17 protein-coding genes are annotated in these 21,872 nt (G+C 71.9%); 10 read left to right on the plus strand and 7 right to left on the minus strand.

Going from position 1 to position 21,872, the window contains the following annotated elements:
- Positions 1 to 19: 19 nt before the first annotated feature.
- The 3 genes from ACZ3OF_RS14750 to ACZ3OF_RS14760 all read right to left on the minus strand — a co-directional run bounded on the left by ACZ3OF_RS14750 (position 20) and on the right by ACZ3OF_RS14760 (position 3,130).
- A complete protein-coding gene (locus ACZ3OF_RS14750; RefSeq protein WP_361672779.1) occupies positions 20 to 919 on the minus strand; it encodes a formylglycine-generating enzyme family protein in 900 nt (299 codons plus the stop codon).
- Between the two features lie 355 nt (positions 920 to 1,274).
- Positions 1,275 to 1,952, minus strand: a complete 678-nt coding sequence (locus ACZ3OF_RS14755) for a response regulator transcription factor (RefSeq protein WP_361672776.1) — start codon at positions 1,950 to 1,952, stop codon at positions 1,275 to 1,277.
- Positions 1,949 to 3,130 carry a sensor histidine kinase gene (locus ACZ3OF_RS14760; protein ID WP_467304834.1) on the minus strand — a complete coding sequence of 394 codons (1,182 nt, stop codon included), beginning with the start codon at positions 3,128 to 3,130 and terminating at the stop codon, positions 1,949 to 1,951. The genes ACZ3OF_RS14755 and ACZ3OF_RS14760 overlap by 4 nt, the downstream gene beginning before the upstream one ends.
- A 406-nt stretch (positions 3,131 to 3,536) precedes the next feature.
- Between ACZ3OF_RS14760 and ACZ3OF_RS14765 the strand changes: the two genes are divergently transcribed.
- Positions 3,537 to 5,702: an MMPL family transporter gene (locus ACZ3OF_RS14765; protein WP_361672771.1), complete on the plus strand. Its 2,166-nt coding sequence runs from the start codon at positions 3,537 to 3,539 to the stop codon at positions 5,700 to 5,702.
- Positions 5,703 to 6,076: 374 nt separating this feature from the next.
- Here the strand turns inward: ACZ3OF_RS14765 and ACZ3OF_RS14770 are convergent, their stop codons facing one another.
- Positions 6,077 to 6,496 (minus strand): YjbQ family protein, encoded by a 420-nt coding sequence (locus ACZ3OF_RS14770; protein WP_361672768.1) that lies wholly within the window; start codon positions 6,494 to 6,496, stop codon positions 6,077 to 6,079.
- Between the two features lie 91 nt (positions 6,497 to 6,587).
- Here ACZ3OF_RS14770 and ACZ3OF_RS14775 point away from each other — a divergent pair, with 91 nt between their 5' ends.
- From ACZ3OF_RS14775 to ACZ3OF_RS14800, 6 genes are all read left to right on the plus strand, one after another.
- The gene (locus tag ACZ3OF_RS14775; protein ID WP_351816447.1) at positions 6,588 to 6,671 is read left to right on the plus strand and encodes a putative leader peptide; all 84 of its coding nucleotides are present in this window, start codon (positions 6,588 to 6,590) and stop codon (positions 6,669 to 6,671) included.
- Between the two features lie 104 nt (positions 6,672 to 6,775).
- Positions 6,776 to 7,642, plus strand: coding sequence for an ABC transporter permease (locus ACZ3OF_RS14780; protein ID WP_467304837.1), 867 nt, complete (start codon positions 6,776 to 6,778; stop codon positions 7,640 to 7,642).
- Positions 7,615 to 8,346: an ABC transporter ATP-binding protein gene (locus tag ACZ3OF_RS14785; RefSeq protein WP_361672763.1), complete on the plus strand. Its 732-nt coding sequence runs from the start codon at positions 7,615 to 7,617 to the stop codon at positions 8,344 to 8,346. Before ACZ3OF_RS14780 ends, ACZ3OF_RS14785 begins: the two co-directional genes overlap by 28 nt.
- Positions 8,347 to 8,514: 168 nt before the next feature.
- Positions 8,515 to 9,552, plus strand: coding sequence for an ABC transporter substrate-binding protein (locus ACZ3OF_RS14790; protein WP_361672761.1), 1,038 nt, complete (start codon positions 8,515 to 8,517; stop codon positions 9,550 to 9,552).
- Positions 9,552 to 10,763: an LLM class flavin-dependent oxidoreductase gene (locus ACZ3OF_RS14795; RefSeq protein ID WP_467304840.1), complete on the plus strand. Its 1,212-nt coding sequence runs from the start codon at positions 9,552 to 9,554 to the stop codon at positions 10,761 to 10,763. The genes ACZ3OF_RS14790 and ACZ3OF_RS14795 overlap by 1 nt, the downstream gene beginning before the upstream one ends.
- Before the next feature lie 57 nt (positions 10,764 to 10,820).
- Positions 10,821 to 11,924 carry an NAD(P)-binding domain-containing protein gene (locus ACZ3OF_RS14800; RefSeq protein ID WP_361672757.1) on the plus strand — a complete coding sequence of 368 codons (1,104 nt, stop codon included), beginning with the start codon at positions 10,821 to 10,823 and terminating at the stop codon, positions 11,922 to 11,924.
- Position 11,925: 1 nt separating this feature from the next.
- Here the strand turns inward: ACZ3OF_RS14800 and mltG are convergent, their stop codons facing one another.
- Both mltG and ACZ3OF_RS14810 read right to left on the minus strand, forming a co-directional pair.
- Positions 11,926 to 12,801, minus strand: coding sequence for an endolytic transglycosylase MltG (gene mltG, locus ACZ3OF_RS14805; RefSeq protein WP_467304842.1), 876 nt, complete (start codon positions 12,799 to 12,801; stop codon positions 11,926 to 11,928).
- A 323-nt stretch (positions 12,802 to 13,124) separates the two neighbouring features.
- The gene (locus ACZ3OF_RS14810; protein WP_361672751.1) at positions 13,125 to 14,960 is read right to left on the minus strand and encodes an ABC transporter ATP-binding protein; all 1,836 of its coding nucleotides are present in this window, start codon (positions 14,958 to 14,960) and stop codon (positions 13,125 to 13,127) included.
- A 96-nt stretch (positions 14,961 to 15,056) separates the two neighbouring features.
- On the opposite strand from ACZ3OF_RS14810, the gene ACZ3OF_RS14815 reads away from it, so the two are divergent.
- From ACZ3OF_RS14815 to ACZ3OF_RS14825, 3 genes are all read left to right on the plus strand, one after another.
- Positions 15,057 to 15,500 carry a MarR family winged helix-turn-helix transcriptional regulator gene (locus ACZ3OF_RS14815; RefSeq protein WP_361672749.1) on the plus strand — a complete coding sequence of 148 codons (444 nt, stop codon included), beginning with the start codon at positions 15,057 to 15,059 and terminating at the stop codon, positions 15,498 to 15,500.
- Positions 15,501 to 15,536: 36 nt separating this feature from the next.
- On the plus strand, positions 15,537 to 18,464 hold the full coding sequence (locus tag ACZ3OF_RS14820; RefSeq protein WP_361672747.1) for an FAD-binding and (Fe-S)-binding domain-containing protein: 2,928 nt from the start codon (positions 15,537 to 15,539) through the stop codon (positions 18,462 to 18,464).
- 228 nt (positions 18,465 to 18,692) lie between these two features.
- Positions 18,693 to 20,123 (plus strand): Gfo/Idh/MocA family protein, encoded by a 1,431-nt coding sequence (locus ACZ3OF_RS14825; protein WP_361672745.1) that lies wholly within the window; start codon positions 18,693 to 18,695, stop codon positions 20,121 to 20,123.
- A gap of 60 nt (positions 20,124 to 20,183) precedes the next feature.
- Here ACZ3OF_RS14825 and ACZ3OF_RS14830 read toward each other — a convergent pair whose 3' ends face one another.
- The gene (locus ACZ3OF_RS14830; protein ID WP_361672743.1) at positions 20,184 to 21,812 is read right to left on the minus strand and encodes a peptide-N4-asparagine amidase; all 1,629 of its coding nucleotides are present in this window, start codon (positions 21,810 to 21,812) and stop codon (positions 20,184 to 20,186) included.
- Positions 21,813 to 21,872 lie beyond the last annotated feature (60 nt).

The raw sequence follows: 21,872 nt of genomic DNA on the forward strand, positions 1-21,872 counted from the left end.
CCACGGGGGACGGACGGTGTTAAGCGGCGTCGGCAACCACCCGGAACCCGATGTTGCCGGTCGAGCTGTCGGGCGTGTTGGAGCTGCGGGCGGCCACCCGGTAGCGGTTGCAGTACGAGTCGTGGCACAGGTAGGAGCCGCCGCGCATCGCCCGTGAGCTCTCCTCACCGGGGGTGAACCAGTCCGCGCACCACTCCCAGACGTTGCCGACCGCGTTGTAGAGGCCGAAGCCGTTGGGGCGGAAGGACTTCGCGGGAGCGGTGCCCGCGTAACCGTCGGCGGCGGTGTCGAGGCCCGGGAACTCGCCCTGCCAGATGTTGCACATGTGGCGGCCGCCGGGCTCGAGTTCGTCGCCCCACGGGTAGCGTCGCTGCTCCAGTCCGCCCCGGGCCGCGTACTCCCACTCGGACTCGGTGGGCAGGCGGGTGCCGGACCAGGCGCAGTAGGCCTGGGCGTCGTTCCAGGACACGTGGACGACGGGATGGTCCTGCCGGTCGGTGACATGGGAGCCGGGCCCCTCGGGCTGGCGCCAGCCTGCCCCCTCCACCGCCCGCCACCAGGGGACGGCCGCCACGGGCCGGGACACGGCGGCCACCTCCTCGCCGAGAAAGGCCCCGAACGCGAAGGAGAAGCCGAAGCGCTCGGCCTCGGTGACGTGCCCGGTCGCCTCGACGAACGCGGCGAACTGGGCGTTCGTCACGGTCGTGGCCGCGATCCGGAAGGGTCCGACGACGGCCTCACGGACCGGCCCCTCGGCATCTCCCGGAAAGCCCTCCGGGTCGTCGGTGCCCATGAGGAAGCGCCCTCCAGGCAGCGTGAGCAGCTGCCCGGCCACCTGGGAGGGCGGGAGCGCGGCGCGGGGCGGAGCGAGGGCCGGTACGGGGGCGTGGGCGTGACCTGGGGTGCAGCATGCGGGCATGACGGCTCCGTGGGAATGATGGGTGTCCGGCCCCCGTGCCTCGTGGCGACGCGTCACGAGGATTGCTGCTGCCATGGCAACGACAGTAGGCGGCGCGGAACCGTCCTTCCATGTACGGCGGATGAAATAGCCGCCCGGCCACGCCCAGGAGGTCGTGACCGGCTCGGTCAGCCCAGGAAGCTCAACCGCACCTGGCGCTCCGGGTTGTCCTTGTTCGTGTCCGCCAACCTCCGTCGAGGCAACCCTCGGACCGGCTGTGAGAACGCGCTGTTCGGCGTGGCGTGCAGGTGGGCGCGAAGATGGGCGGAGACGGTGCGGCTCGCGTCGGCGAACCGTCCTCTCCCGGCCCGGTGGCTCATGCCTCCCGTCGTGCCGTCACCAGGCCCGTCTCGTACGCGGCGATGACCGCTTGGGCCCGGTCGCGGACCCGGAGCTTCGCGAAGAGGCCGGTGATGTGGTTCTTCACGGTAGAGGCGCTCACTCCGAGGCGGTCGGCGATCTCCGTGTTGTCCGAGCCCCCGGCGATCAGCCGCCACACCTCCCGCTCGCGCGGGGTGAGCCCCTCGGTGTCGGAGGGCGCAGGGTGCGCCGTCAGGTGGCCGGGGGCCGTGACGTGCGTGGAGATGAGCCGGGTCAGGAGCCGCGGGGCGAGGATCGCCTCCCCGTCGCGGACGACGTGCAGGGCGGTCACGAGATCCTCGGGCGAGATGTCCTTGGGCAGGAAGCCGCACGCCCCGGCCCTCAGGGCGCCCACGACGTGCTCGTCCATGTCGAAGGTGCTCAGGGCCAGGACCCGGCAGCCCGGCAGTTCGGCGGTGAGCCGTTCGGTGGCGGCGATGCCGTCCAGAACCGGCATACGGATGTCCATGATGACCACGTCGGGTCGGTACTCGTGCGCGAGGCGGACCGCCTCGGCACCGTCCGCGGCCTCGGCCACGACCTCGAAACCCGGTTCGGGGGCGAGCATCAGGGCGAGGCCGCGGCGGACGAGGGGCTGGTCGTCGGCGATGAGGACCTTCACGGTCTCGCTCACGCGTACGCCTCCTGACAGTCGGTGGGCAGGGGCAGTCGGGCGCGGACGGCGAACCCCCCGCCCTCCGGTCCGGTCTGCAGGGTGCCGCCGTGGAGGGCGACGCGTTCACGCATCCCCACGAGCCCGTAGCCCGATCCGCGCGCGACGGGACGGCCGGGACGCGGACCGCCGTCGGTGACGGCGACCCGCACCTCGCGGGCCTCGAAGGCGAGCCGGACGTCGACGTGGGTGCCGTCGCCCGCGTGCCTGCGGGCGTTGGTGAGTGCCTCCTGGACGATGCGGAAGACGGTGAGCGCTACACCGGGCGGAAGCGAGCGCGGGTCACCGTCGGTGGTGAGGGTGGTGGGGAGGCCCGCGCGGCGACTGTCCTCGACGATGCGGTCGAGGTCGCCGATGCCCGGCTGCGGTGCGGTCGACTCGCCCTCGTCGCCCTCGTCGCCGGCCCGCAGCACGTCGAGCAGGTGGCGCATCTCGCGCAGGGCGGTGCGACCGGAGCCTTCAAGGGTGACGAGTGCCTCGCGGGCCGTGTCCGGGGACCGGTCGAGGTTGGCCCGGGCCCCTCCGGCGAGCAGCTGCATCGTGGTCAGGTGGTGGGCGACGATGTCGTGCAGCTCCCGGGCGATGCGACGCCGTTCGTCGGAGAGGGACCGCTCGGCGAGCAACCGCCGCTGGGTCTCGGCGTTGCGTTGCCAGCGGCCGACGGTGACGGCGGCGCCCACCACGAACAGCGCGGACGCGACATTGGCGGCGAACTCAGTCAGGGACGGCGCGGGGAGTCCCGGGTGGACGAACTGGAGCACCGCGACGCAGCTGGCCACCGCCACCGCGCCGACCGCGGCGTTGTGGTGACGTACGGCCGTGTAGAGGGCGACGACGGTGGCGGCTCCGTAGTGCTGACCCAGGGAGCTGAACCAGTTGAGCGACAGGTTGACCGCGAGGATGCACGCGAGAACGCCAAGGGGTGCTTGACGGCGTGCCAGGAGGAACAGCGCGGCGACGACCACGACCAGGCACCCGGCCACGGGCACGTGGCCCTGGTCCATCTGGCTGGTGATGGTGAAGCCCACGAGATCGAGGGCCGCGGCGCCGGCGGCGACGAGTCCGTCGTGCTGACTCCACAGCCCCCGCGCACCGTGCCGGCTCTCCGTCCCGGCCCCACGGGGACGCGTCCCCGTCACGCGGCCCGGAAGCCCGGCTCCGGACTCGCCCGCCCCGTCCCGTGACCGGCCGGGGCGCGATTCGTCCGCGCGCCGTCCCATCTCCGCCCCCCGTGCACATCAACGTTTCCTTCAGGCCGCCGCAGCGGCCCGATGACCTGCGGTTCGTCCGCCGAGTCTCCCATGGTGCCGGTGCAGCGCGGACATGGCGTCGGGCACCGGCGGGAGCGGGGGCTGGGAGCAGGCTCCCAGAGGCCCGACGGTTCGGGGCCGTGCTCCCAGCGGGTTTCTCGTCCACTGCTCCGAGGTGCGGGCCCGGCGCCGCTGATGTGCTGGGCATGTGCCGGGACCGCCCGGCGCGGGGGGCCGTCTCGGACGTCCACGGTCTCGTGGCCCCCGTTCACCCGTACCCTTCCGGAGGCTTTCCGTGATCCGTGCCCTGACCGGATTCTCGACCCGCAGACCATGGCGGGTCATCGCCGTGTGGGCGGTGGTCGGCGTCTTCGTGGCGATCATGGGCCAGGCGCTCGTCTTCCGCGTCACGCACACCGACAGCGCCGATTTCCTGCCCCAGGAATACGACGCGGCCGCGGCGCTGCGGATCGCCCGGGAGGAGTTCGGCGCGGAGCCCGACGCCGACGCCGTGACGGTGCTTGTGGCCCGGCGCGACGGCAAGCCGCTGAAGGACGCGGACAAGAAGCGAGTACAGGACGTGGCGCGTGAACTGAGCGCCACGCGCGTGGAGATGCCGTGGACGGACGAGCAGATACCGGGGCTCTCCGAGGACTACTCCCAGGTACCCCGCGTCGCACCGGCGATGACCGCTCCCGACGGATCGTTCGCCCTGCTCGGCGCACGGCTGCGGGGCAACTCCACCGACCCTGGTATGCACTCCCTGTACCGGGCCTTCCAGAACCGTGCCCAGCAGGAGTTCGACGAAGCCGGGCTGCGCACGGGGTTCACCGGGGGCCTGGCGGACGTGGTGGACCGCGCCGACGCGGAGAAGACCACGCAGACCGTGGTCGGTCTGGCGATGGTCGGTCTGATCGTGCTGATCAACGTACTCGTGTTCCGCAGTGTCCTGGCCGCGATCGTCCCGCTGATCGCGGTGTCCGTGGTGGGCGGCGCCGCCGCCGGCACGGTCGTGGGAGCGGCCCTGCTGACCGGTTTCGACCTGGACCCGGGCACCCCGAGCATGATCGGGACCGTCCTGATCGGCATCGGCGTCGACTACTTCCTCTTCCTGCTGTTCCGTTTCCGTGAGGAACTGCGACGCCGCCCGGAGGAGGACCACCGCCTGGTCGCCGCGGACGTGGCCGGACGGGTGGGCACCGCGGTGACCTCGGCGGCACTGACGATCGTGGCGGCCTTCGCGACGCTCGGCGTGGCGACGTTCGGCCAGTTCCGGGTACTCGGTCCCTCGGTGGCGGTGTCGGTGCTGGTGATGCTGGTGGCGAGCCTGACCCTGATGCCGGCGCTGCTGGCGGTGACCGGGCGGAAGATGTTCTGGCCGTCGCGGACTCTCACGAAGGCCGAGCGGACCGGGCCGGCGGGCCGTACCGGCGAGCTGGTGGCGCGCCGTCCACTGCTGGTCCTCGTCGCGTCGGTGGCCCTTCTAGGCTCGCTCGCGGTCGGCGTGGCGGGCGTCCGCATGGACTTCGGCACCGGCGGCACCCCGCGCGACACGGCTGCCGCCGCGACGGCGCGGGAGATCGCCGGCGCCCTGCCGCCGGGGGTGTCCGACCCGACGACGGTGTACGTCACAGCCGACGACGGACGGATCCTGGACCCCGCCGGGCTGGACGTCCTGCACCGGGCCCTGTCCAAGGCGGCCGGAGTGGGCACGGTGGCGGCTCCCGTGCTCGACGCCGACGGCACCGCCGCCCGGCTGGACGCCTACCTGACCGTGGACGCCCAGTCGCAGCACGCCCGGGACATCGTGGCGGGGCCCCTGCGCCAGGCCGTACGGGAAGCGACGCCTGCCGGACTGACCGCGCACGTGGGCGGCACGGCGGCCGTGTTCGCCGATGTGGCGACTGCGGTCGACCGAGACCTGCGTACGGTGTTCCCGGTGGCCGCGGCACTGATCGCGCTGATCCTGATGGTGCTGCTGCGCAGCCTGGCGGCCCCGGTGGTGCTGATGCTCGCGGTCGGCCTGTGCTTCGCGGCGACGTTCGGCGCCTCCGCCCTGGTCTTCCAGCACATCGGCGGAGAGCCGGGCGTGAACTTCGTCCTGCCGTTGGTGCTGTTCCTGTTCGTCGTGGCGCTGGGCACCGACTACAACATCCTCATCAGCGACCGCCTGCGCGAGGAGATGGCGCGTGGGGGCCCGGCCCGCGCCGCCGTGTCCCGCGCTGTACGGCACACGGCGCCGGCCATCGCCACGGCCGGCGCGGTCCTCGCCGCCTCCTTCGGAAGCCTCGCGGTGAACGCCGAACCCTCCACCCGTCAGCTGGGCTTCGCCACGGCCCTGGGCATTCTCCTGTCCGCCTTCGTCCTGTCGCTCCTGCTGGTCCCGGCTGCCGCGGCACTGCTGGGCCGGGGAATGTGGTGGCCGGTGCGCGGAGCACGAGGCCGGCGGCACGAGACCTGACCCACGGCCCGGCGCCGAGCCGGGCCCCTCCGCTGCTCCACGAGGCGATCCGGAGAACGTGGCCCCGACACCGATGCCGCCCCGTTTCCGCCCGGGACGGTTCGAGCGGCCGTCGCGAGCCCGTGCCGGCGTCCCGTGGTGCGAACGGAAGCCAGCCCTGGCACGCGGACCTCAGCGGTCGCCGGCGTCCACACGGGTACGGTCGTCAGTCATCGTCCCCCCGGGTTCTCCGGCAGGAGCCTCCGCCTGACGTCACCCACGAGCGGCGCACGGTCGCCATCCGCGGATCACAGCCCCCGGCATCGGGCGCGCCGGACGGGCCCCCACCGGCTGACCGGCAGCGACTCCCTCGACCCGATCGCGCCGCAGCCGGTTCAGCCCAGGAAGCTCAAGCGCACCTGGCGCTCCGGGTTGTCCTTGTTCGTGTCCACCAGGCAGATCGACTGCCAGGTGCCCAGTTCCAGTCGTCCTCCGATCACCGGGACCGTCGCGTGGGGCGGGACCAGGGCCGGGAGGACGTGGTCGCGGCCGTGGCCCGGGGAGCCGTGACGGTGTTGCCAGCGGTCGTCGGCAGGGAGGAGGTGGTGGAGGGCCGTCAGGAGGTCGGTGTCGCTGCCCGCGCCCGTTTCGAGGACGGCCAGGCCGGCTGTGGCATGGGGGACGAAGAGGTTGAGGAGGCCGTCGATGCCCGGGGCCGTCTCGGTGAGGAAGTCCGTGCAGACCTGGGTCAGGTCGGTGACCGTCTCCGTAGTGCCGGTGGTGAGGGTGATCACGCGGGTGATGAAGGTGGACATGAGGTCATCCTGCCGTTCACAGCGCGGGATCGCGCGTCCACGCTCCGAGACACCGTTGACCGGCACCTGAACGAGTCGCTACGTTCGCGCCATGTTGCGTACAGCCCTGCTCACCACGCGCGGTCACATCGACCTGCTGCGGGTGGCCTCCGCCGCCTGTCGTCGCGGCTGCTGACGCCCTCTCACACCTGATCCCCCTGCGCTGACACCCGTGCTCGCGCGCCATTTTCCGCGCGCTCACGGTCGCTGAGGCGTACCCACTCCCCCGGAGCCTCCTTCATGACGGTCGGTCATGCCCCACCCAAAACTCTGAGCGATATTTCGCCTATTTCAGAAGTCGAGGAGATTGTTCCCGCCTCCCGGACGGGTTCCGGACGCCGGACCGCCGTGCCGCGCTGGCTGCGCCGCACCGTCGGCCCCCTCCTCCTGCTCGTCTCCTGGCAGGTGCTCAGCTCCTTCGGCGTCCTGCCCTCCGACGTCCTCGCCTCTCCGGGCACCATCGCCCGGGCCGGCGGCGAACTGATCGTGGACGGCACCCTGCCGTACGCCATGGGCGTCTCGCTCCAACGCGTCGCCGTCGGGCTGCTGTTGGGCGGCACCGTCGGCGTGTCGCTCGCCCTCGTCTCCGGGCTCTCGCGGCTCGGCGAGGATCTCGTCGACGCGACCGTGCAGATGCTGCGGACCGTCCCCTGGGTCGGCCTCATCCCGCTGTTCATCATCTGGCTGGGCATCGGCGAGGCGCCCAAGGTGGCACTCATCGCGCTCGGCGTCGCCTTCCATCTGTACCTCAACGTGTACGCCGGTATCCGTGGCGTCGACGCCCAACTGGTCGAGGCCGGAAAGTCGTTGGGGCTCGGGCGCGGGGGGCTGATCCGCCACGTGGTGCTGCCCGGCGCCCTGCCGGGAGCGATGACCGGACTGCGGTACTCGCTGGCGACCGCCTGGCTCGCGCTCGTCTTCGGCGAGTCGATCAACGCCGACGCCGGCATCGGGTTCCTCATGAACCAGGCTCGCGAGTTCTTCCGTACGGACGTCATCGTCGTCTGCCTCGTCGTCTACGCCTTCCTCGGCCTGCTGGCCGATGCCGTCGTCCGTACTCTCGAAAGGCTGCTGCTGCAATGGCGACCGACCTTCACCGGGCAGTGACCATCCAGGGGCTGACCCGCTCCTTCGACGGCCGTCCCGTCATCGACCACCTCGATCTGACCCTGCGCGCCGGGGAGTTCACCGTGCTCCTCGGGCACAGCGGCTGCGGCAAGTCCACTCTGCTGAGGGTTCTCGCGGGGCTCGACCGGGACATCTCCGGTACCGTCCTCGTCCCCAAGCGCCGCGCCGTCGCCTTCCAGGCTCCGCGTCTCATGCCGTGGAAGCGGGTGTGGCGCAACGTGCTCCTCGGCCTGCCAGGGAAGCCCGGACGAGCCGTCGCGGAAAAGGCGTTGGAGGAGGTCGGGCTCAGTCACCGCTCCGGTGCGTGGCCCAAGACCCTGTCCGGCGGCGAGGCCCAGCGCGCCTCGCTCGCCCGTGCTCTCGTACGGGAGCCGGATCTGCTGCTGCTCGACGAGCCGTTCGGGGCCCTCGACGCGCTCACCCGGATCAAGGCGCAGCGGCTGGTCGCCGAGTTGTGGCAGCGGCGCGGGTGCGCGGTGCTGCTCGTGACGCACGACGTCGAGGAGGCGCTGCTGCTCGCGGACCGGGTACTGGTGATGCGCGACGGGATCATCGCGTACGACTCCCCCGTCGCCCTCGACCGTCCCCGCTCCGCCGGCGATCCCGCCTTCGCCGGCCTGCGTTCCCGTCTCCTCGCCGAACTGGGCGTCGAGGCGGAACTTCCCGCCGTCCAGGCCGCCTGACCACCGCGCCGCCCGGTCGCCCGACCCGAACCGGCGCCCCCTCGTCGCACCCCGTGCCTTCTACCCGCGTCAGGACGCGGCGTCGTACCCCGTGCCTGCCTCGCGTCAGAACGCGTCACCCACGCGGCCTCGAACCGCACACGCCACCCGAACCGGAAGACCCCAGCCATGAAGCGTTCCCTCCTGCCCGCCGTTCTCCTTCTTCCCCTGGCTCTGCTCGCCTCAGCCTGCTCCTCCCCCTCGTCCGCCGACTCCGGATCCGGATCGAGCTCCGACGGCAAGGGCTCCGTCGTCCTCCGTGTCGGCGACCAGAAGGGCGGTGCGGAAGCCGTTCTTCGCGCCGCGGGCGAACTCGACGATCTGCCCTACCGCATCACCTGGTCGACCTTCACCTCCGGCCCCCCGCTGCTGGAGGCCGTCAACGCCAAGGCCGTCGACATCGGCGCCGTCGGCAACACCCCACCCGTCTTCGCCGCCGGCGCCGACTCGAAGATCACCGTGGTCGCGGCCACCCACGGCGACTCCGCCGGCGAGGCGATCCTGGTCGCCGAGGACTCCCCGCTGCGCACGCCCCAGGACCTCAAGGGCCGGACGGTCGCCGTGGCCCAAGGCAGCTCCGCCCACTTCCAGCTGATCGCCTCCCTGAAGAAGGCCGGGCTCTCGCTCGACGACGTCAAGGTGAGCCTGCTCCAGCCCGCCGACGCGCTCGCCGCGTTCACCAGCGGCAAGGTCGACGCCTGGGCGGTCTGGGACCCGTACACCTCGCAGGTGCTCACGAGCGGCAAGGCCCGTGTGCTCACCGACGGCCGGGGCGTCGTCAACGGTCTCGGCTTCCAGGTCGCCGCGCCCGCCGCGCTCGCCGACAAGGAGAAGGCCGCGGCGATCGGCGACTACATCGAGCGGCTGCGCCGCGCCCAGGACTGGGTCTACGACCACCCCGAGGCGTGGGCGAAGGTCTGGGCGAAGGAGACCGGGCTGCCCTACGACGTCGCGCTCGCGGCGGTGAAGCGCAGCAACGGCACCCGGATCGCGGTCGCCCTCGACAAGGAGGCCATCGCCTCCGAGCAGAAGATCGCCGACACCTTCGCCGAACTGAAGCTGATTCCACGGACGTTCCGCTTCGCCGACTACGTCGACACCCGCTTCAACAAGAACCTGCCGCCGTCCACCACCCCGGCGCGCAGCTACGGAAAGGGCTCCTCCTGATGACCGTCCATCTGCACTGGTTCCTGCCGACCGGCGGCGACGGCCGTACCCTCGTCGACCGGCACGCCTACACCGACGGCGGTATCACCCGGTCCCGGGCCGTGACCGGCGTACGCGCCCCCGACATCGACTATCTGACGCAGATCGCCAAGGCCGCCGAGCAGTTGGGCTTCGAGGCCGTGCTGACGCCGACGGGGACGTGGTGCGAGGACGCCTGGCTGACGACGGCGGCGCTCGCCCAGCACACGGAGCGGCTCAAGTTCCTCGTGGCGTTCCGGCCGGGGGTGATCTCGCCCGTCCTCGCGGCGCAGATGGCGGCCACGTACCAGCGGATCACCCGGGGGCGGCTGCTGCTCAACGTCGTGACCGGCGGCGACTCGGTGGAGCAGCGCCGCTTCGGCGACCATCTGGACCACGACCGGCGCTACGCCCGTACGGCCGAGTTCCTCGAGGTGGTCCGCGGCGCGTGGACCGGGCAGCCGTACGACTTCGAGGGCGAGCACTACCAGGTGGAGGGCGCGCTCACCGCGCTGCCGCCGGACCCGCTGCCGGAGATCTTCTTCGGGGGCTCGTCGGCGGCGGCCGGGCCGGTCGCCGCCGCGCACGCGGATGTGTATCTGACCTGGGGCGAGCCGCCGTGGCAGGTCAAGGAGAAGATCGACTGGATCCGGCGGCTCGCGGAGGAGCGCGGACGCCAGGTGCGGTTCGGCGTCCGGCTGCACACGATCTCGCGCGACTCCGCGCGCGAGGCATGGGGTGTGGCGGACCGGCTGCTCTCGGACCTGGACGCCGAGACGATCGCGGCGGCGCAGCAGACGCTCGGCCGGAGCGAGTCCGTCGGCCAGCAGCGGATGCTGGCGCTGCACGGCGGCGGTTCGCTGGAGCGCGAGAAGCTGGAGATCGCGCCGAACCTGTGGGCGGGTGTGGGTCTCGTACGGGGAGGGGCCGGCACCGCGCTGGTGGGCAGCCACGCCGATGTCGCCGACCGGATCGAGGAGTACCACGACCTGGGCGTGGAGCACTTCGTGCTCTCCGGGTACCCGCATCTGGAGGAGGCGTACTGGTTCGGGGAGGGCGTCACCCCGGAGCTGGCGGCGCGGGGTCTGCTGCCGCGGATCCCGGCATCGCCGCTGCTCGGTGTCCCCGCGGCCAACGGCCGTCCGGCCTCGGCGCCCGGTGGGGCCCCGCTGCTCGTGGCCGGAGGGCGGTGACGGGCGAGCCTTCGCCGTGCCGGGAAGATCCCGGCCCGCTCCTCGGTTGGTGGAATCGTGAACGATTTCGGGGTTGAGAGCGGGCCGGACGTACGGGACGTCGACGTGGTCGTGATCGGTGCCGGGCAGGCGGGGCTCTCCGCTGCCTACCACCTGCGCCGCACGGGCCTCGCGCCCGATCGCGACTTCGTCGTCCTCGACCACGCCCCGCGCCCCGGCGGGGCGTGGCAGTTCCGCTGGCCCTCGCTCACGTACGGCAAGGTCCACGGGATGCACGCGCTGCCGGGGATGGAGCTGACCGGCGCCGACGACAGCCGGCCCTCGTCCGAGGTGATCGGCGCCTACTTCACGGCGTACGAGGACCGCTTCGACCTGCGCGTCCACCGGCCCGTGGAGGTGAGCGCCGTACGTGAGGGCGAGGGCGGGCGGCTGCTCGTGGAGACCTCGGAGGGGACGTACGCCACCCGCGCCCTGATCAACGCGACCGGCACCTGGGACCGGCCCTTCTGGCCCCGCTACCAGGGCCAGGAGACCTTCCGCGGCCGCCAGCTGCACACCGCGAACTACCCCGGTCCCGAGGAGTTCGCGGGTCAGCGGGTGATCGTGGTCGGCGGCGGCGCGTCGGGGACACAGCATCTGATGGAGATCGCCGAGGTCGCGGCGGAGACGACGTGGGTGACCCGGCGAGAGCCCGTCTATCGCGAGGGTCCCTTCGGCGAGATGCAGGGCCGGGCGGCGGTCGCGATGGTCGAGGAGCGGGTCCGGCGCGGTCTGCCGCCGCAGAGCGTCGTCTCCGTGACCGGGCTGCCGCTCACCGACGCGATCCGCAGGGCACGGGAGAGCGGCGTCCTGGACCGCAACCCGATGTTCGACCGGATCACGCCGACCGGGGTGGCCTGGGCCGACGGCCGGACCGTCGACGCGGATGTGATCCTCTGGGCGACCGGCTTCCGGGCCGCCATCGACCACCTCGCCCCGCTCAGGCTCCGCGAGCCGGGCGGCGGCATCCGGGTGGAGGGCACACGGGCGGTACGGGACGAGCGCGTCCATCTCGTCGGCTACGGGCCCTCGGCGTCGACTATCGGCGCCAACCGGGCCGGGCGGGCGGCCGTCACCGAGATCCGCCGCCTGCTGGAACGGGAGCCCGTGGCGACCGCGTAGGTCAGCCCTGCTTCGCCGTGCGGCGGTGCGCGTTGAACTCCTCGACGTTCGCATGGTGTTCGGCGTAGTCGGCGGTGAACCGGGTGTCCCCCGGCTTCACGGTCACGAAGTACAGCCAGTCGCCTTCGGCGGGTTCGATCGACGCCGACATCGCCTGCTCCCCCGGGTTGCCGATCGGGGTGGGCGGCAGGCCGGGACGCTCGTACGTGTTGTACGGGCTGTCGATCTTGGTGTCGGCGTGGGTGGTGTCGACGGTGGAGCGCCCCATGGCGTAGTTCAGCGTGGAGTCCATCTGGAGGGCCATGCCCTTGGCGAGGCGGTTGTAGACGACGCGGGCGACCTTGCCCATGTCCTCGTCGGTGTCGGCCTCCGCCTGCACGATGCTGGCGATGATCACCGTCTGGTGGACGCTCACCCCGTTGCGCTGGGCGCCCGCGGTGATGTGGTCGGCGCCGAAGCGTTTCCCCGCCGTCCGGACCATGTACGTCAGCAGGCTCTCCGGGGTCGTCTCGGCAGCCACCGGGTACGTCGCCGGGAAGAGGTACCCCTCGGGGTTCCCCTGGGCGGCGGCCGGCAGACCGAGGGCGGTGGCCGGGGCGTCCGCGACGCTGCGGGTGGTGCCCTCGGAGAGGCCGAGCGAGCGGTCGACGGCGGCATACACCTGGCCTGCCCGCCAGCCCTCGGGGACGAGCAGGGTCCGCTGCTTCTCGGGAAGGGGAACCGGGGCGCGCTCGTCCTCGCCGAAGAGCAGCATCAAGGGGATGGTGATCGCCGCGGCCACGGCGATGCCCGCCCCCAGGAGCAGGGCGAACCGGCCGAGCCGGGTGAGCCGGGGGCGGCGGCGACGGTGTTCGGGCTGCCAGGACCGATGCGTCATGAGCGCACGCTAACCCGGACCACCCGCGAAACCGGGGAGCCCCGCACATGCGGCGGCGCCGCCGACCCCCTGGGACGGGGGGCCGACGGCGCCGCTTTCCTGTCGGGCGTGAGGGTCAGACGAGCCAGCCCAGGAAGTGGAAGACGCCGGCGAGCAGGTTGGTGATGACGTTCATGGTGGTGCGTTCTCCTTGTGCAGGGTGCATCTGTGGGACGTCTGTGCGACATCCGTGGGACAGTGCGCGGTCGCGGTCTGCAGCCCGTCGCTTGCGCACCGTAATCATCAGCCGTCACAAGGGAGTTGAGCAACGGAATCGGAAACGATCACACGTTCTGGGGAACAACCGCTCCCGCGTTCGTGTGTTCGTCGCGGCGCACCAGGGCCGCGTACCGGCCGTCGCTGGCGAGGAGTTCGTCGTGGGTGCCGCGCTCGGCGATCCGGCCGGCTTCGAGGACCATGATCTGGTCCGCGTCCCGGACGGTGGAGAGCCGGTGGGCGATGGTGATGGTGGTCCGTCCGGCGGAGAGGGCGTCGATCGCCTGCTGCACCGCGTGTTCGGTACGGGTGTCCAGCGCGCTGGTCGCCTCGTCGAGGATGAGCACGGGCGGGTCGCGCAGGATGGTGCGGGCGATCGCGAGTCGCTGCTTCTCGCCGCCCGAGAAGCGGTAGCCGCGCTCGCCGACGAGGGTGTCGTACCCCTCGGGCAGGTCGGCGATGTGGTCGTGGATCTGCGCGGCGCGGGCGGCGGCGCGGATCTCCTCGTCCGTGGCGTCGGGCTTGGCGAAGCGCAGGTTGTCCGCGACGGAGGCGTGGAAGAGGTACGTCTCCTGGGAGACCACGCCGACCGCGCGGGCGAGGGTCTCGAAGTCGAGGTCGCGGACGTCGACGCCGTCGATCAGGACGCGGCCGCCGGTCACGTCGTAGAGCCGGGGCACCAGATAGCTGAGGGTGGACTTGCCCGATCCGGTCGGTCCGACGACGGCGAGGCTGCCGCCGGCCGGGACGGCGAGGTCGATGGAGTCGAGCGTCGGACGGCCGGGGCCCTCGGGGTCGTAGCGGAAGTCGACGTTCTCGAACGTCACCTCGCCGCTGATCTTCTCCAGCCGGACCGGGTTCTCGGGCTCGGTGATGTCGACGGGGAGGTCGAGGTACTCGAAGATCCGCTGGAAGAGGGCGAGGGAGGTCTGCATCTGGACGCCGGTGGACAGCAGGCTCACGGCCGGCCGGAAGAGACCCTGCTGGAGCGAGACGAAGGCGACGAGCGTGCCCAGCGAGATGGCCGGGCCTCCGGCCTGGAGGGCGAAGCCCGCGGCCCAGTAGATCAGCGCGGGCATGGCGGCCATGACGATGCCTATCGTCGACATCCGCCAGCGCCCGGCCATGGAGGAGCGCACTTCGAGGTCGACGAGGCGCTCGGACTCCTCGGCGAAGGACTTGGTCAGCGAGTCGGAACGGCCCATGGTGCGGCCGAGCAGGATGCCGCTCACGGAGAGCGACTCGGTGACGGTCGCGGCCATGACGGCCATCTGCTTCTGCCGCTGGGTGGTGATCCTCTTGCGCTCGCGGCCGACCCGGCGGCTGATCCAGACGAAGACCGGCAGCAGGAGCAGCGACACGACGGTGAGCCGCCAGTCGAGCGCGAGCATCGCGACGACGGTGGCGACCACGGCGGTCAGGTTCGAGACGAGGGAGGTGGCGGTCGAGGTGACCGTCGCCTGCATGCCGCCGATGTCGTTGGCGATCCGGGACTGGACCTCGCCGGTGCGCGTCCGGGTGAAGAAGGCCAGCGGCATGCGTTGCAGCTGGGCGTAGACCGCGGTGCGCAGGTCGTGCATCACGCGCTGGCCGACGGTGGTGGAGATGAGGGTCTGGAGCACGCCGAAGACGCTCGTCATCACGGCGGTGACGATCATGCCGAGGGCGAGCAGGCTCAGCAGCCCGGTGCGGCCCTGCGGGATCGCGGTGTCGAGGATCTCCTTGAGGAGGAACGGCGACGCCACCGTCACCAGGGACGAGGCCCCGACGAGCAGGCCGACGACGGCGAGCCGGCCGCGGTACGGACGGAAGAGCCGCAGGATGCGCCGCGTCTGCGCGGGCTCCTTCGGCTGCGCGGGATCGCGCGGTGGAGGTGTCCATTCGGACTCTTCGTGGTGACGCATGGGCTCCTACGAGAGGTGAGAGTCGTCAAGTCGATCAGAGCATAGCTCATTGTTACCTATACTCACAATGAACAAGGTCCTGATAATGTTCCCTCCATGAACACCCCCGACGCCGACGGCCTTCTCGCCGAGCAGCTGCTGCGCCTCACCCGACGGCTGCAGCGCAGCCAGAAGCGGCTGCTCGAGCCGGTCGGCATCACCCCCGCCCAGTCCCGGCTGCTGCGCACGGTCGCGCACTACGACCACCCGCCCCGGATGGCCGATCTCGCCGAGCGCCTCGAGGTCGTCCCCCGCGCCGTCACGAGCCTGGTGGACGGTCTGGAAGCCGCCGGCCGGGTGCGCCGCGTCCCCGATCCGACGAACAGACGTGTGGTCAGGATCGAGCTCACCGACGACGGACGGGAGACGCTCCGCGCGTTGCGGAGCGCGCGCAGGGCCGCCGCAGAGGACATCCTTGCTCCATTGACCGTCGATCAGCGCGAGGTGCTCGGAGGTCTGCTGTCCGCTCTGGTCGACCACGTGCCGGAGCGCCGCTGCTGACCGCGCGGGCGCCGGGGCGCCGAGGGGAGCCGTGACATGCCACTGCTGGAGCCGAACCCACGGGCCCTGCGCACCGGTACGAAGCGGACTCCGGCCCCCGACCGGGTCCCCGATCTCCAGTCCCGGGGGACACCGCGCCTGATGCGGGAGGAGCTGGTCGCGCTCCTCGGCCCCGAGAAGGTCCTCTCGAAGATCTCCGACCTGGTGCGGTACGCCTCCGACGCCAGCCCCTACCGCTTCGTGCCGCAGGTCGTGGTGGTCGCCGAGGACATCGACGACATCTCCGCCCTCCTCTCCTACGCCCACGGCAAGGGCCGCGAGGTCGTCTTCCGGGCGGCCGGGACGAGCCTGAACGGGCAGGCGCAGGGGGAGGACATCCTCGTCGACGTGCGCCGCCACTGGTCGGGGGTCGACGTCCTCGACGGCGGCGCCCGCGCCCGGATCCGCCCCGGCACCACGGTCGCCCGGGCCAACGCCGCCCTCGCCCGCCACGGCCGGGTCCTCGGGCCCGACCCCGCGAGCGCCGTCGCCTGCACGATCGGCGGAGTCGTCGCCAACAACGCCTCGGGCATGACGGCCGGGACGACCAGGAACTCGTACCGTACGGTCGCCTCGCTCACGTTCGTGCTGCCCAGCGGCACCGTCGTCGACACCGGCCACCCGGCCGCCGACGAGGAGCTCGCGCGCGCCGAGCCCCGGCTGTGCGCCGGGCTGATGGAGCTCAAGGCCGAGATCGAGGCCGATCCGGAGCTGGTCGCCCGGATCCGCGCCAAGTACGCCATCAAGAACACCAACGGCTACCGCCTGGACGCCTTCCTGGACGGCGACACGCCCGTGCGGATCCTGCGCGGCCTGATGGTCGGCTCGGAGGGGACGTTCGGCTTCATCTCGGAGGTCGTCTTCGACACGCTCCCGCTGGAGCGGCGGGTCTCCACCGCACTGCTGTTCTTCCCCTCGCTGCCCGCCGCGGCCGCCGCCGTGCCTCGCTTCAACGAGGCGGGGGCGATCGCGGTCGAGCTGATGGACGGCAACACCCTGCGCGCCTCGGTCAGCGTCTCCGGGGTCCCCGCCGACTGGGCGGAGCTGCCCAGGGAGACGACGGCGCTGCTCGTGGAGTTCCGCGCCGCGGACACTGCCGCGCAGGAGGCGTACGAGCGGGCCGCCGCGGCGGCCCTCGAAGGGCTCGAGCTCGTCGCCCCGGTCGCCTCGGTGGACAACGCGTTCACCCGCGACCCGGGAACGATCGCCGGGTACTGGAAGGCCCGCAAGGCGTTCGTGACCGCGGTGGGCGGCTCGCGTCCGTCCGGTACGACACTGATCACCGAGGACTTCGCCGTACCGCCGGACCGGCTCTCGGACGCCTGCGCCGACCTCCTCGAGCTGCAGGCCCGGCACGGTTTCGACGCGGCCGTGGCCGGTCATGCCGCCCACGGCAACCTGCACTTCCTGCTGGCCTTCGACGCGGCCGACCCCCGGGACGTGGCGCGGTACGCCGGGTTCATGGACGAGTTCTGCAAGCTGACGGTGGAGCGGTTCGACGGCTCGCTCAAGGCCGAGCACGCCACCGGCCGCAACATCGCCCCCTTCCTGGAGCTGGAGTGGGGCGCGAAGGCGACGGAACTGATGTGGCGGACCAAGGAGGTCATCGATCCCGACGGCGTGCTCGCGCCGCGGATCGTCCTCGACCGTGACCCGCAGGCACACCTCCGTGGTCTCAAGACGATCCCGAAGGTGGAGGCGATCGCCGACCCGTGCATCGAGTGCGGCTTCTGCGAACCGACCTGTCCCAGCCAGGACCTGACGACCACTCCCCGCCAGCGCATCGTGCTGCGCCGGGAGATGATGCGGCAGAGCGACGGCTCGGCCGTGGAGGCGAGCCTGCTGGAGTCGTACGGCTACGACGCCGTGGACACCTGCGCCGGTGACTCCACGTGCAAGCTGGCCTGCCCGGTCGGGATCGACACCGGGGCGCTGATGAAGGAGTTCCGCCATCAGCGCCACTCGCCGCGCGAGGAGCGGATCGCGGCGCTCGCGGCCAGGAACTTCCGTGCCGTGGAGGCCGCGGCCCGCCTCGCCGTCGCGGCGGCCGACCGGATCGGCGACCGCGCCCTGGGGGCGGTGACCGGCGCGGCGCGCAGGGCGGTGCGGCCCGATCTCGTACCGGAGTGGCTGCCGGAGATCCCGGGCGCGGCCGCGCGCCGCCTCCCCCGCACCCACCGCCCTGCGGCGGTCGCCGTCTACTACCCGGCCTGTGTGAACCGGATCTTCGGCTCGCCGGAGGGCGTGCGCGGGCCGTCCCTCCCCGACGCGATGGTGGCCCTCGCCGGCCGGGCGGGGCGGCCCGTGTGGATCCCGGACGACGTGGCCGGTACGTGCTGCGCCACGATCTGGCACTCGAAGGGGTACGAACGCGGCAACGAGGTGATGGCCAACCGGATCGTCGAGGCGGCCTGGGGCTGGACGGCGGGCGGCCGGCTGCCGCTGGTGGTCGACGCGTCCTCCTGCACGCTCGGGATCGCCGACGAGGTGGTGCCGTATCTCACCGACGACAACCGGAAGTTGCACGCGGAGCTGACGGTCGTCGACTCACTGGTGTGGGCGGCGGACGAGCTGCTGCCCCGACTCGACGTGCGCCGCACGGTGGGCTCGGCGGTGGTGCATCCGACCTGTTCCATGCGGCATCTGGGGGACGAGGAACAGCTGACGGCGCTGGCCCGGGTTTGTGCCGAGGAGGTCGTCGTGCCGGCCGACGCGGGCTGCTGCGCCTTCGCCGGAGACCGGGGCATGCTCCATCCGGAGCTGACGGATTCGGCCACCGCGCGTGAGGCGTCCGAGGTGACGGCACGCCCGTTCGACCTGCATCTGTCCGCGAACCGGATGTGTGAGATCGGCATGGAGCGGGCCACGGGCCGGAGCTACCAGTCCGTACTCCTGGCGCTGGAGCGTGCGACACGGCCGACGTGACACGGCCTTTCCGACGGAGCTCTGACGACCCGTCCGGTACGACGAGGGTCCCTTACCCCATGTGGGTGAGGGACCCTCGTCGTCCGCATGGTCCGGCGACCCGGAATGGAAGAGTCCAACTACCCGTCGGAAGAATCCAATCCGCGCCCTTGCGCACCACCAGTCTCAACGGCCAGGGTCCTGAGCGGGATTCATGAGCCAGCCGTGCACACAGCTACTGGAGGTTCCATGAACGACAACGCACCGCAGCCACCGAGCCGTCGCTCCGTCCTGCGGACCACGGCCGGGGTCGCGGGAGCGGGCATCGGCCTCGGCGCCCTGGGCGCCGGCAACGCCGAGGCCGCCTCGCCCGGGGCCGCCTCGCCCGAAGGTGCCGCAGCCGCCGCCGAGGCCGCCCGGACTCCGCGGCGCAGAGGCGCCACCATGGTCGGCGTCCCCTTCGGGCGGCGCTCCACGGTCCGGGTCGGAATCGTCGGCCTCGGCAACCGGGGCGGCAGCATGATCGACCTCTTCCTCGCGCTCCCCTGGGTGCGGGTGGTCGCGATCTGCGACCCGGTCAAGGACAAGACGGAGCGTGCCGCGGCCAAGGTCGTCGCCGCCGGACAGCCCTCCCCCGCCGTGTACACGAAGGGCGAGGACGACTACGAGAACCTCTGCAAGCGCTCGGACCTCGACTTCGTCTATGTCGCGACGCCCTGGGAACTCCACTTCGCGATGGCGCGGGCGGCGATGCTGAACGGCAAGCACGTCGGCGTGGAGTGTCCGATCGCCATGACGCTCGAAGACCTGTGGGAGCTGGTCGACCTCTCCGAGCAGACCCGCCGCCACTGCATGCAGCTCGAGAACTGCTGCTACGGCCGCAACGAGATGCGGGTCCTGCGGATGGCCCACGCGGGCAGGTTCGGGGATCTGCTGCACGGGGCCGGGGCGTACAACCACGATCTGCGCGAACTGATGTTCTCGCCGACGTACTACGAGGGCCCCTGGCGCCGGATCTGGCACACCAAGCTGCGGGGCGATCTCTATCCCAACCACGGCTTCGGTCCGGTCGCCAACTACATGGACGTCAACCGGGGCGACCGCGTGGTCAGCATCAGCAGCTTCGGGACACCGGCACTGGGGCTCGCCCAGTACCGGGCGGAGAACATGCCGCCGGGTGACCCGAGCTGGAAGGAGACGTACGTCGGGAGCGACCGGACGATCAGTCTGGTCCAGACGGCGAAGGGGCGCGTGATCCGGCTGGAACACGACGTCTCGACCCCGCACCCGTACAGCAGGATCAACAGCCTGGGCGGCACCCGGGGCGTGTTCGAGGACTACCCGGCCCGGATCTATCTGGAGCCGGACCACCAGGGACACCAGTGGGGCGACTTCGGGGCGTACGCCACGGAGTTCGACCACTGGCTCTGGAAGGAGCACGCCAATCCGCCCGGCGGGCACGGGGGGATGGACTACATCATGGTCTACCGGCTGATGCAGACCATGCAGCTCGGTCTGGTCCCCGACTTCGACGTCTACGACGCGGCGGTGTGGACGGCTCCGGTGCCGCTGAGCCACGCCTCGATCAAGGCGAAGGGCGCGCCCCAGGCGATCCCGGACTTCACCCGCGGTGAGTGGAGGAAGTCGCGGTCCGGCGTGGACTCGACCCGACCGGCGTAGCGACGCGGGGCCCGGCCGCACAGGCCGGGCCCCGCCGCACGTCACCGGTCCCAGCGCGGCTCAGCAGCGTAGCCGGTCCTCCGTGACCGTCCCCTGCGCCGTTCTCACGCCGCGGTCGTAGCAGCCGTCGGAGCCGTGGAGCCGGTAGCGGTCGGACGTCGTCCCGACCGCGTGCCGCTGGTCGCGCGGCACACCGGTGGTGTAGGTGGCGTCACCGGCGTAGCTGTGGTCGAGGTGCGACCAGGAGAGCCGCTTGCCGCCCCGTACGACCTCGGTGCGGGCGCGGTCGCCGAGTGCCAGCACGGTCCGCAGGCGGTCGCCCGCGCCGATGGTCGTCTCGCCATCCATCGTGTACGTGCGGTGGGTGCGGGTGCTCGTGCGTCCGACGGTCACGGTCTCGTCGTCGGTCCACCGTGCGGTGAGCGCGTCGGGGTTCTCGCTCTCGGCCCAGCGGTGCACGGAGGTGTGCGCCAGGGTCCGCGTGACGGTGGTGTCGACGCGGCCGTGCGAGGTGTTCAGATGCCCGGCGACGGTCAGGGCGTGCCCGCCTTCGGTGTCGAGCCGGTGTTCCGAACCCGGCGTGTGCACCGAGGAGTTGCGCGGCGCGGTCTCGTGGTGACGGTCGAGCCCTCCGGTGACCACGGCTCGGCCCTCGTCCTGCCAGAGCAGGATGTTGGTCGGGGTGCTCCAGCCGGTCTGCCCCGCGGGGACGCCCGCGACCGACACCTCGACCCGGTGGGCGCGACCGTCGTTGAGGAGGCCCGCGAACGGGGTCAGGTCGTAGACGATCGGCTGCACGTCGAAGGCGCGCGGGCCGGGGGTGACGTACCAGAGGAAGGGGTTGGACCAGCCACCCGTCCAGACGGTCGGGAAGGGGGCGGCGATGCCCGCCGTCCGTCCGTCGACGGAGATCCGGACCTCGCGGTACGGCCCGTCGGTCGCCTTGCAGGAGTACGGGGCCGCGTCGGGCACGGTCAGGTACCAGTACTCCTCGCAGCCGCCGCCGGAGCCTGTCGCGTACACCTCGGCGAGGATGCGTTCGGTGTTGCGCGGGGTGGTCAGGCTCGTGGAGTCGAGCGGCATCACCCGGTCGGGCGTGTCCGCAGCGGGCTTCACCGAGCCTCGGGCGGCGTGGAAGGTGAGCGTGACACGGACGTCGAGGACGCCGGTGTACGTCTCGTTCACGACATTGCCGATGAGCATCTCGACCGGCTGGGGGCGGGCGAGCGTGTCGCGGTAGCGGGTGACGTCCTTCTCCACCGACCAGCGGATGCCGTCGGGCGAGGGCTGGGGCGTGGAGGTGCGGAGGATCTCCACGCCGCCGACGGAGAGATGACCGAGCCGGTCGTACTGACGTCCCTTCACCTCTCCGTCGAGGCGCAGGACGACCTTGCTCCAGCGCGTGCCGCACTCCTCGGGGGGTGCGTAACTCCCTTGGTACGGCGTGAAATCGCGGAACTGGGCCGCCGCGAGCAGGACCTCGCAGGATCGGGTGGGCGGCTTGGTCACCGGCGGGTCGGCGGTCAGCGGGTCGTGCCAGTCGCTGCCGAACTCGGCGGGCGGCGGATCGGCCGGGGCGGCCGGGGGCCGGTCGGCCGGGACGATCGCGGCCGCCGGGTGCGCCGTGAGCAGGGCGCCGGCGGCCAGGGCGAGGCCACCGATCATGCTCATGATCTTCTGAAGTCTCATGGGTCGCGAGTGAAGCGCGGGGGGTGGGAGGCGTCCAGAGGGCGTGTGCGACCTTGGCGC

It is taken from the genome of Streptomyces sp. NPDC022552, assembly GCF_055561875.1.

Coding starts and splice junctions, on each gene's coding strand:
- ACZ3OF_RS14815 (WP_361672749.1), top strand. CDS start 15,057: ATGAACACCCCCGACGCCGACGGCCTTCTCGCCGAGCAGCTGCTGCGC.
- ACZ3OF_RS14825 (WP_361672745.1), top strand. CDS start 18,693: ATGAACGACAACGCACCGCAGCCACCGAGCCGTCGCTCCGTCCTGCGG.
- ACZ3OF_RS14770 (WP_361672768.1), bottom strand. CDS start 6,496: ATGTCCACCTTCATCACCCGCGTGATCACCCTCACCACCGGCACTACG.
- ACZ3OF_RS14820 (WP_361672747.1), top strand. CDS start 15,537: ATGCCACTGCTGGAGCCGAACCCACGGGCCCTGCGCACCGGTACGAAG.
- ACZ3OF_RS14780 (WP_467304837.1), top strand. CDS start 6,776: ATGACGGTCGGTCATGCCCCACCCAAAACTCTGAGCGATATTTCGCCT.
- ACZ3OF_RS14795 (WP_467304840.1), top strand. CDS start 9,552: ATGACCGTCCATCTGCACTGGTTCCTGCCGACCGGCGGCGACGGCCGT.
- ACZ3OF_RS14775 (WP_351816447.1), top strand. CDS start 6,588: ATGTTGCGTACAGCCCTGCTCACCACGCGCGGTCACATCGACCTGCTG.
- ACZ3OF_RS14785 (WP_361672763.1), top strand. CDS start 7,615: ATGGCGACCGACCTTCACCGGGCAGTGACCATCCAGGGGCTGACCCGC.
- ACZ3OF_RS14830 (WP_361672743.1), bottom strand. CDS start 21,812: ATGAGACTTCAGAAGATCATGAGCATGATCGGTGGCCTCGCCCTGGCC.
- ACZ3OF_RS14810 (WP_361672751.1), bottom strand. CDS start 14,960: ATGCGTCACCACGAAGAGTCCGAATGGACACCTCCACCGCGCGATCCC.
- mltG (WP_467304842.1), bottom strand. CDS start 12,801: ATGACGCATCGGTCCTGGCAGCCCGAACACCGTCGCCGCCGCCCCCGG.
- ACZ3OF_RS14790 (WP_361672761.1), top strand. CDS start 8,515: ATGAAGCGTTCCCTCCTGCCCGCCGTTCTCCTTCTTCCCCTGGCTCTG.
- ACZ3OF_RS14750 (WP_361672779.1), bottom strand. CDS start 919: ATGCCCGCATGCTGCACCCCAGGTCACGCCCACGCCCCCGTACCGGCC.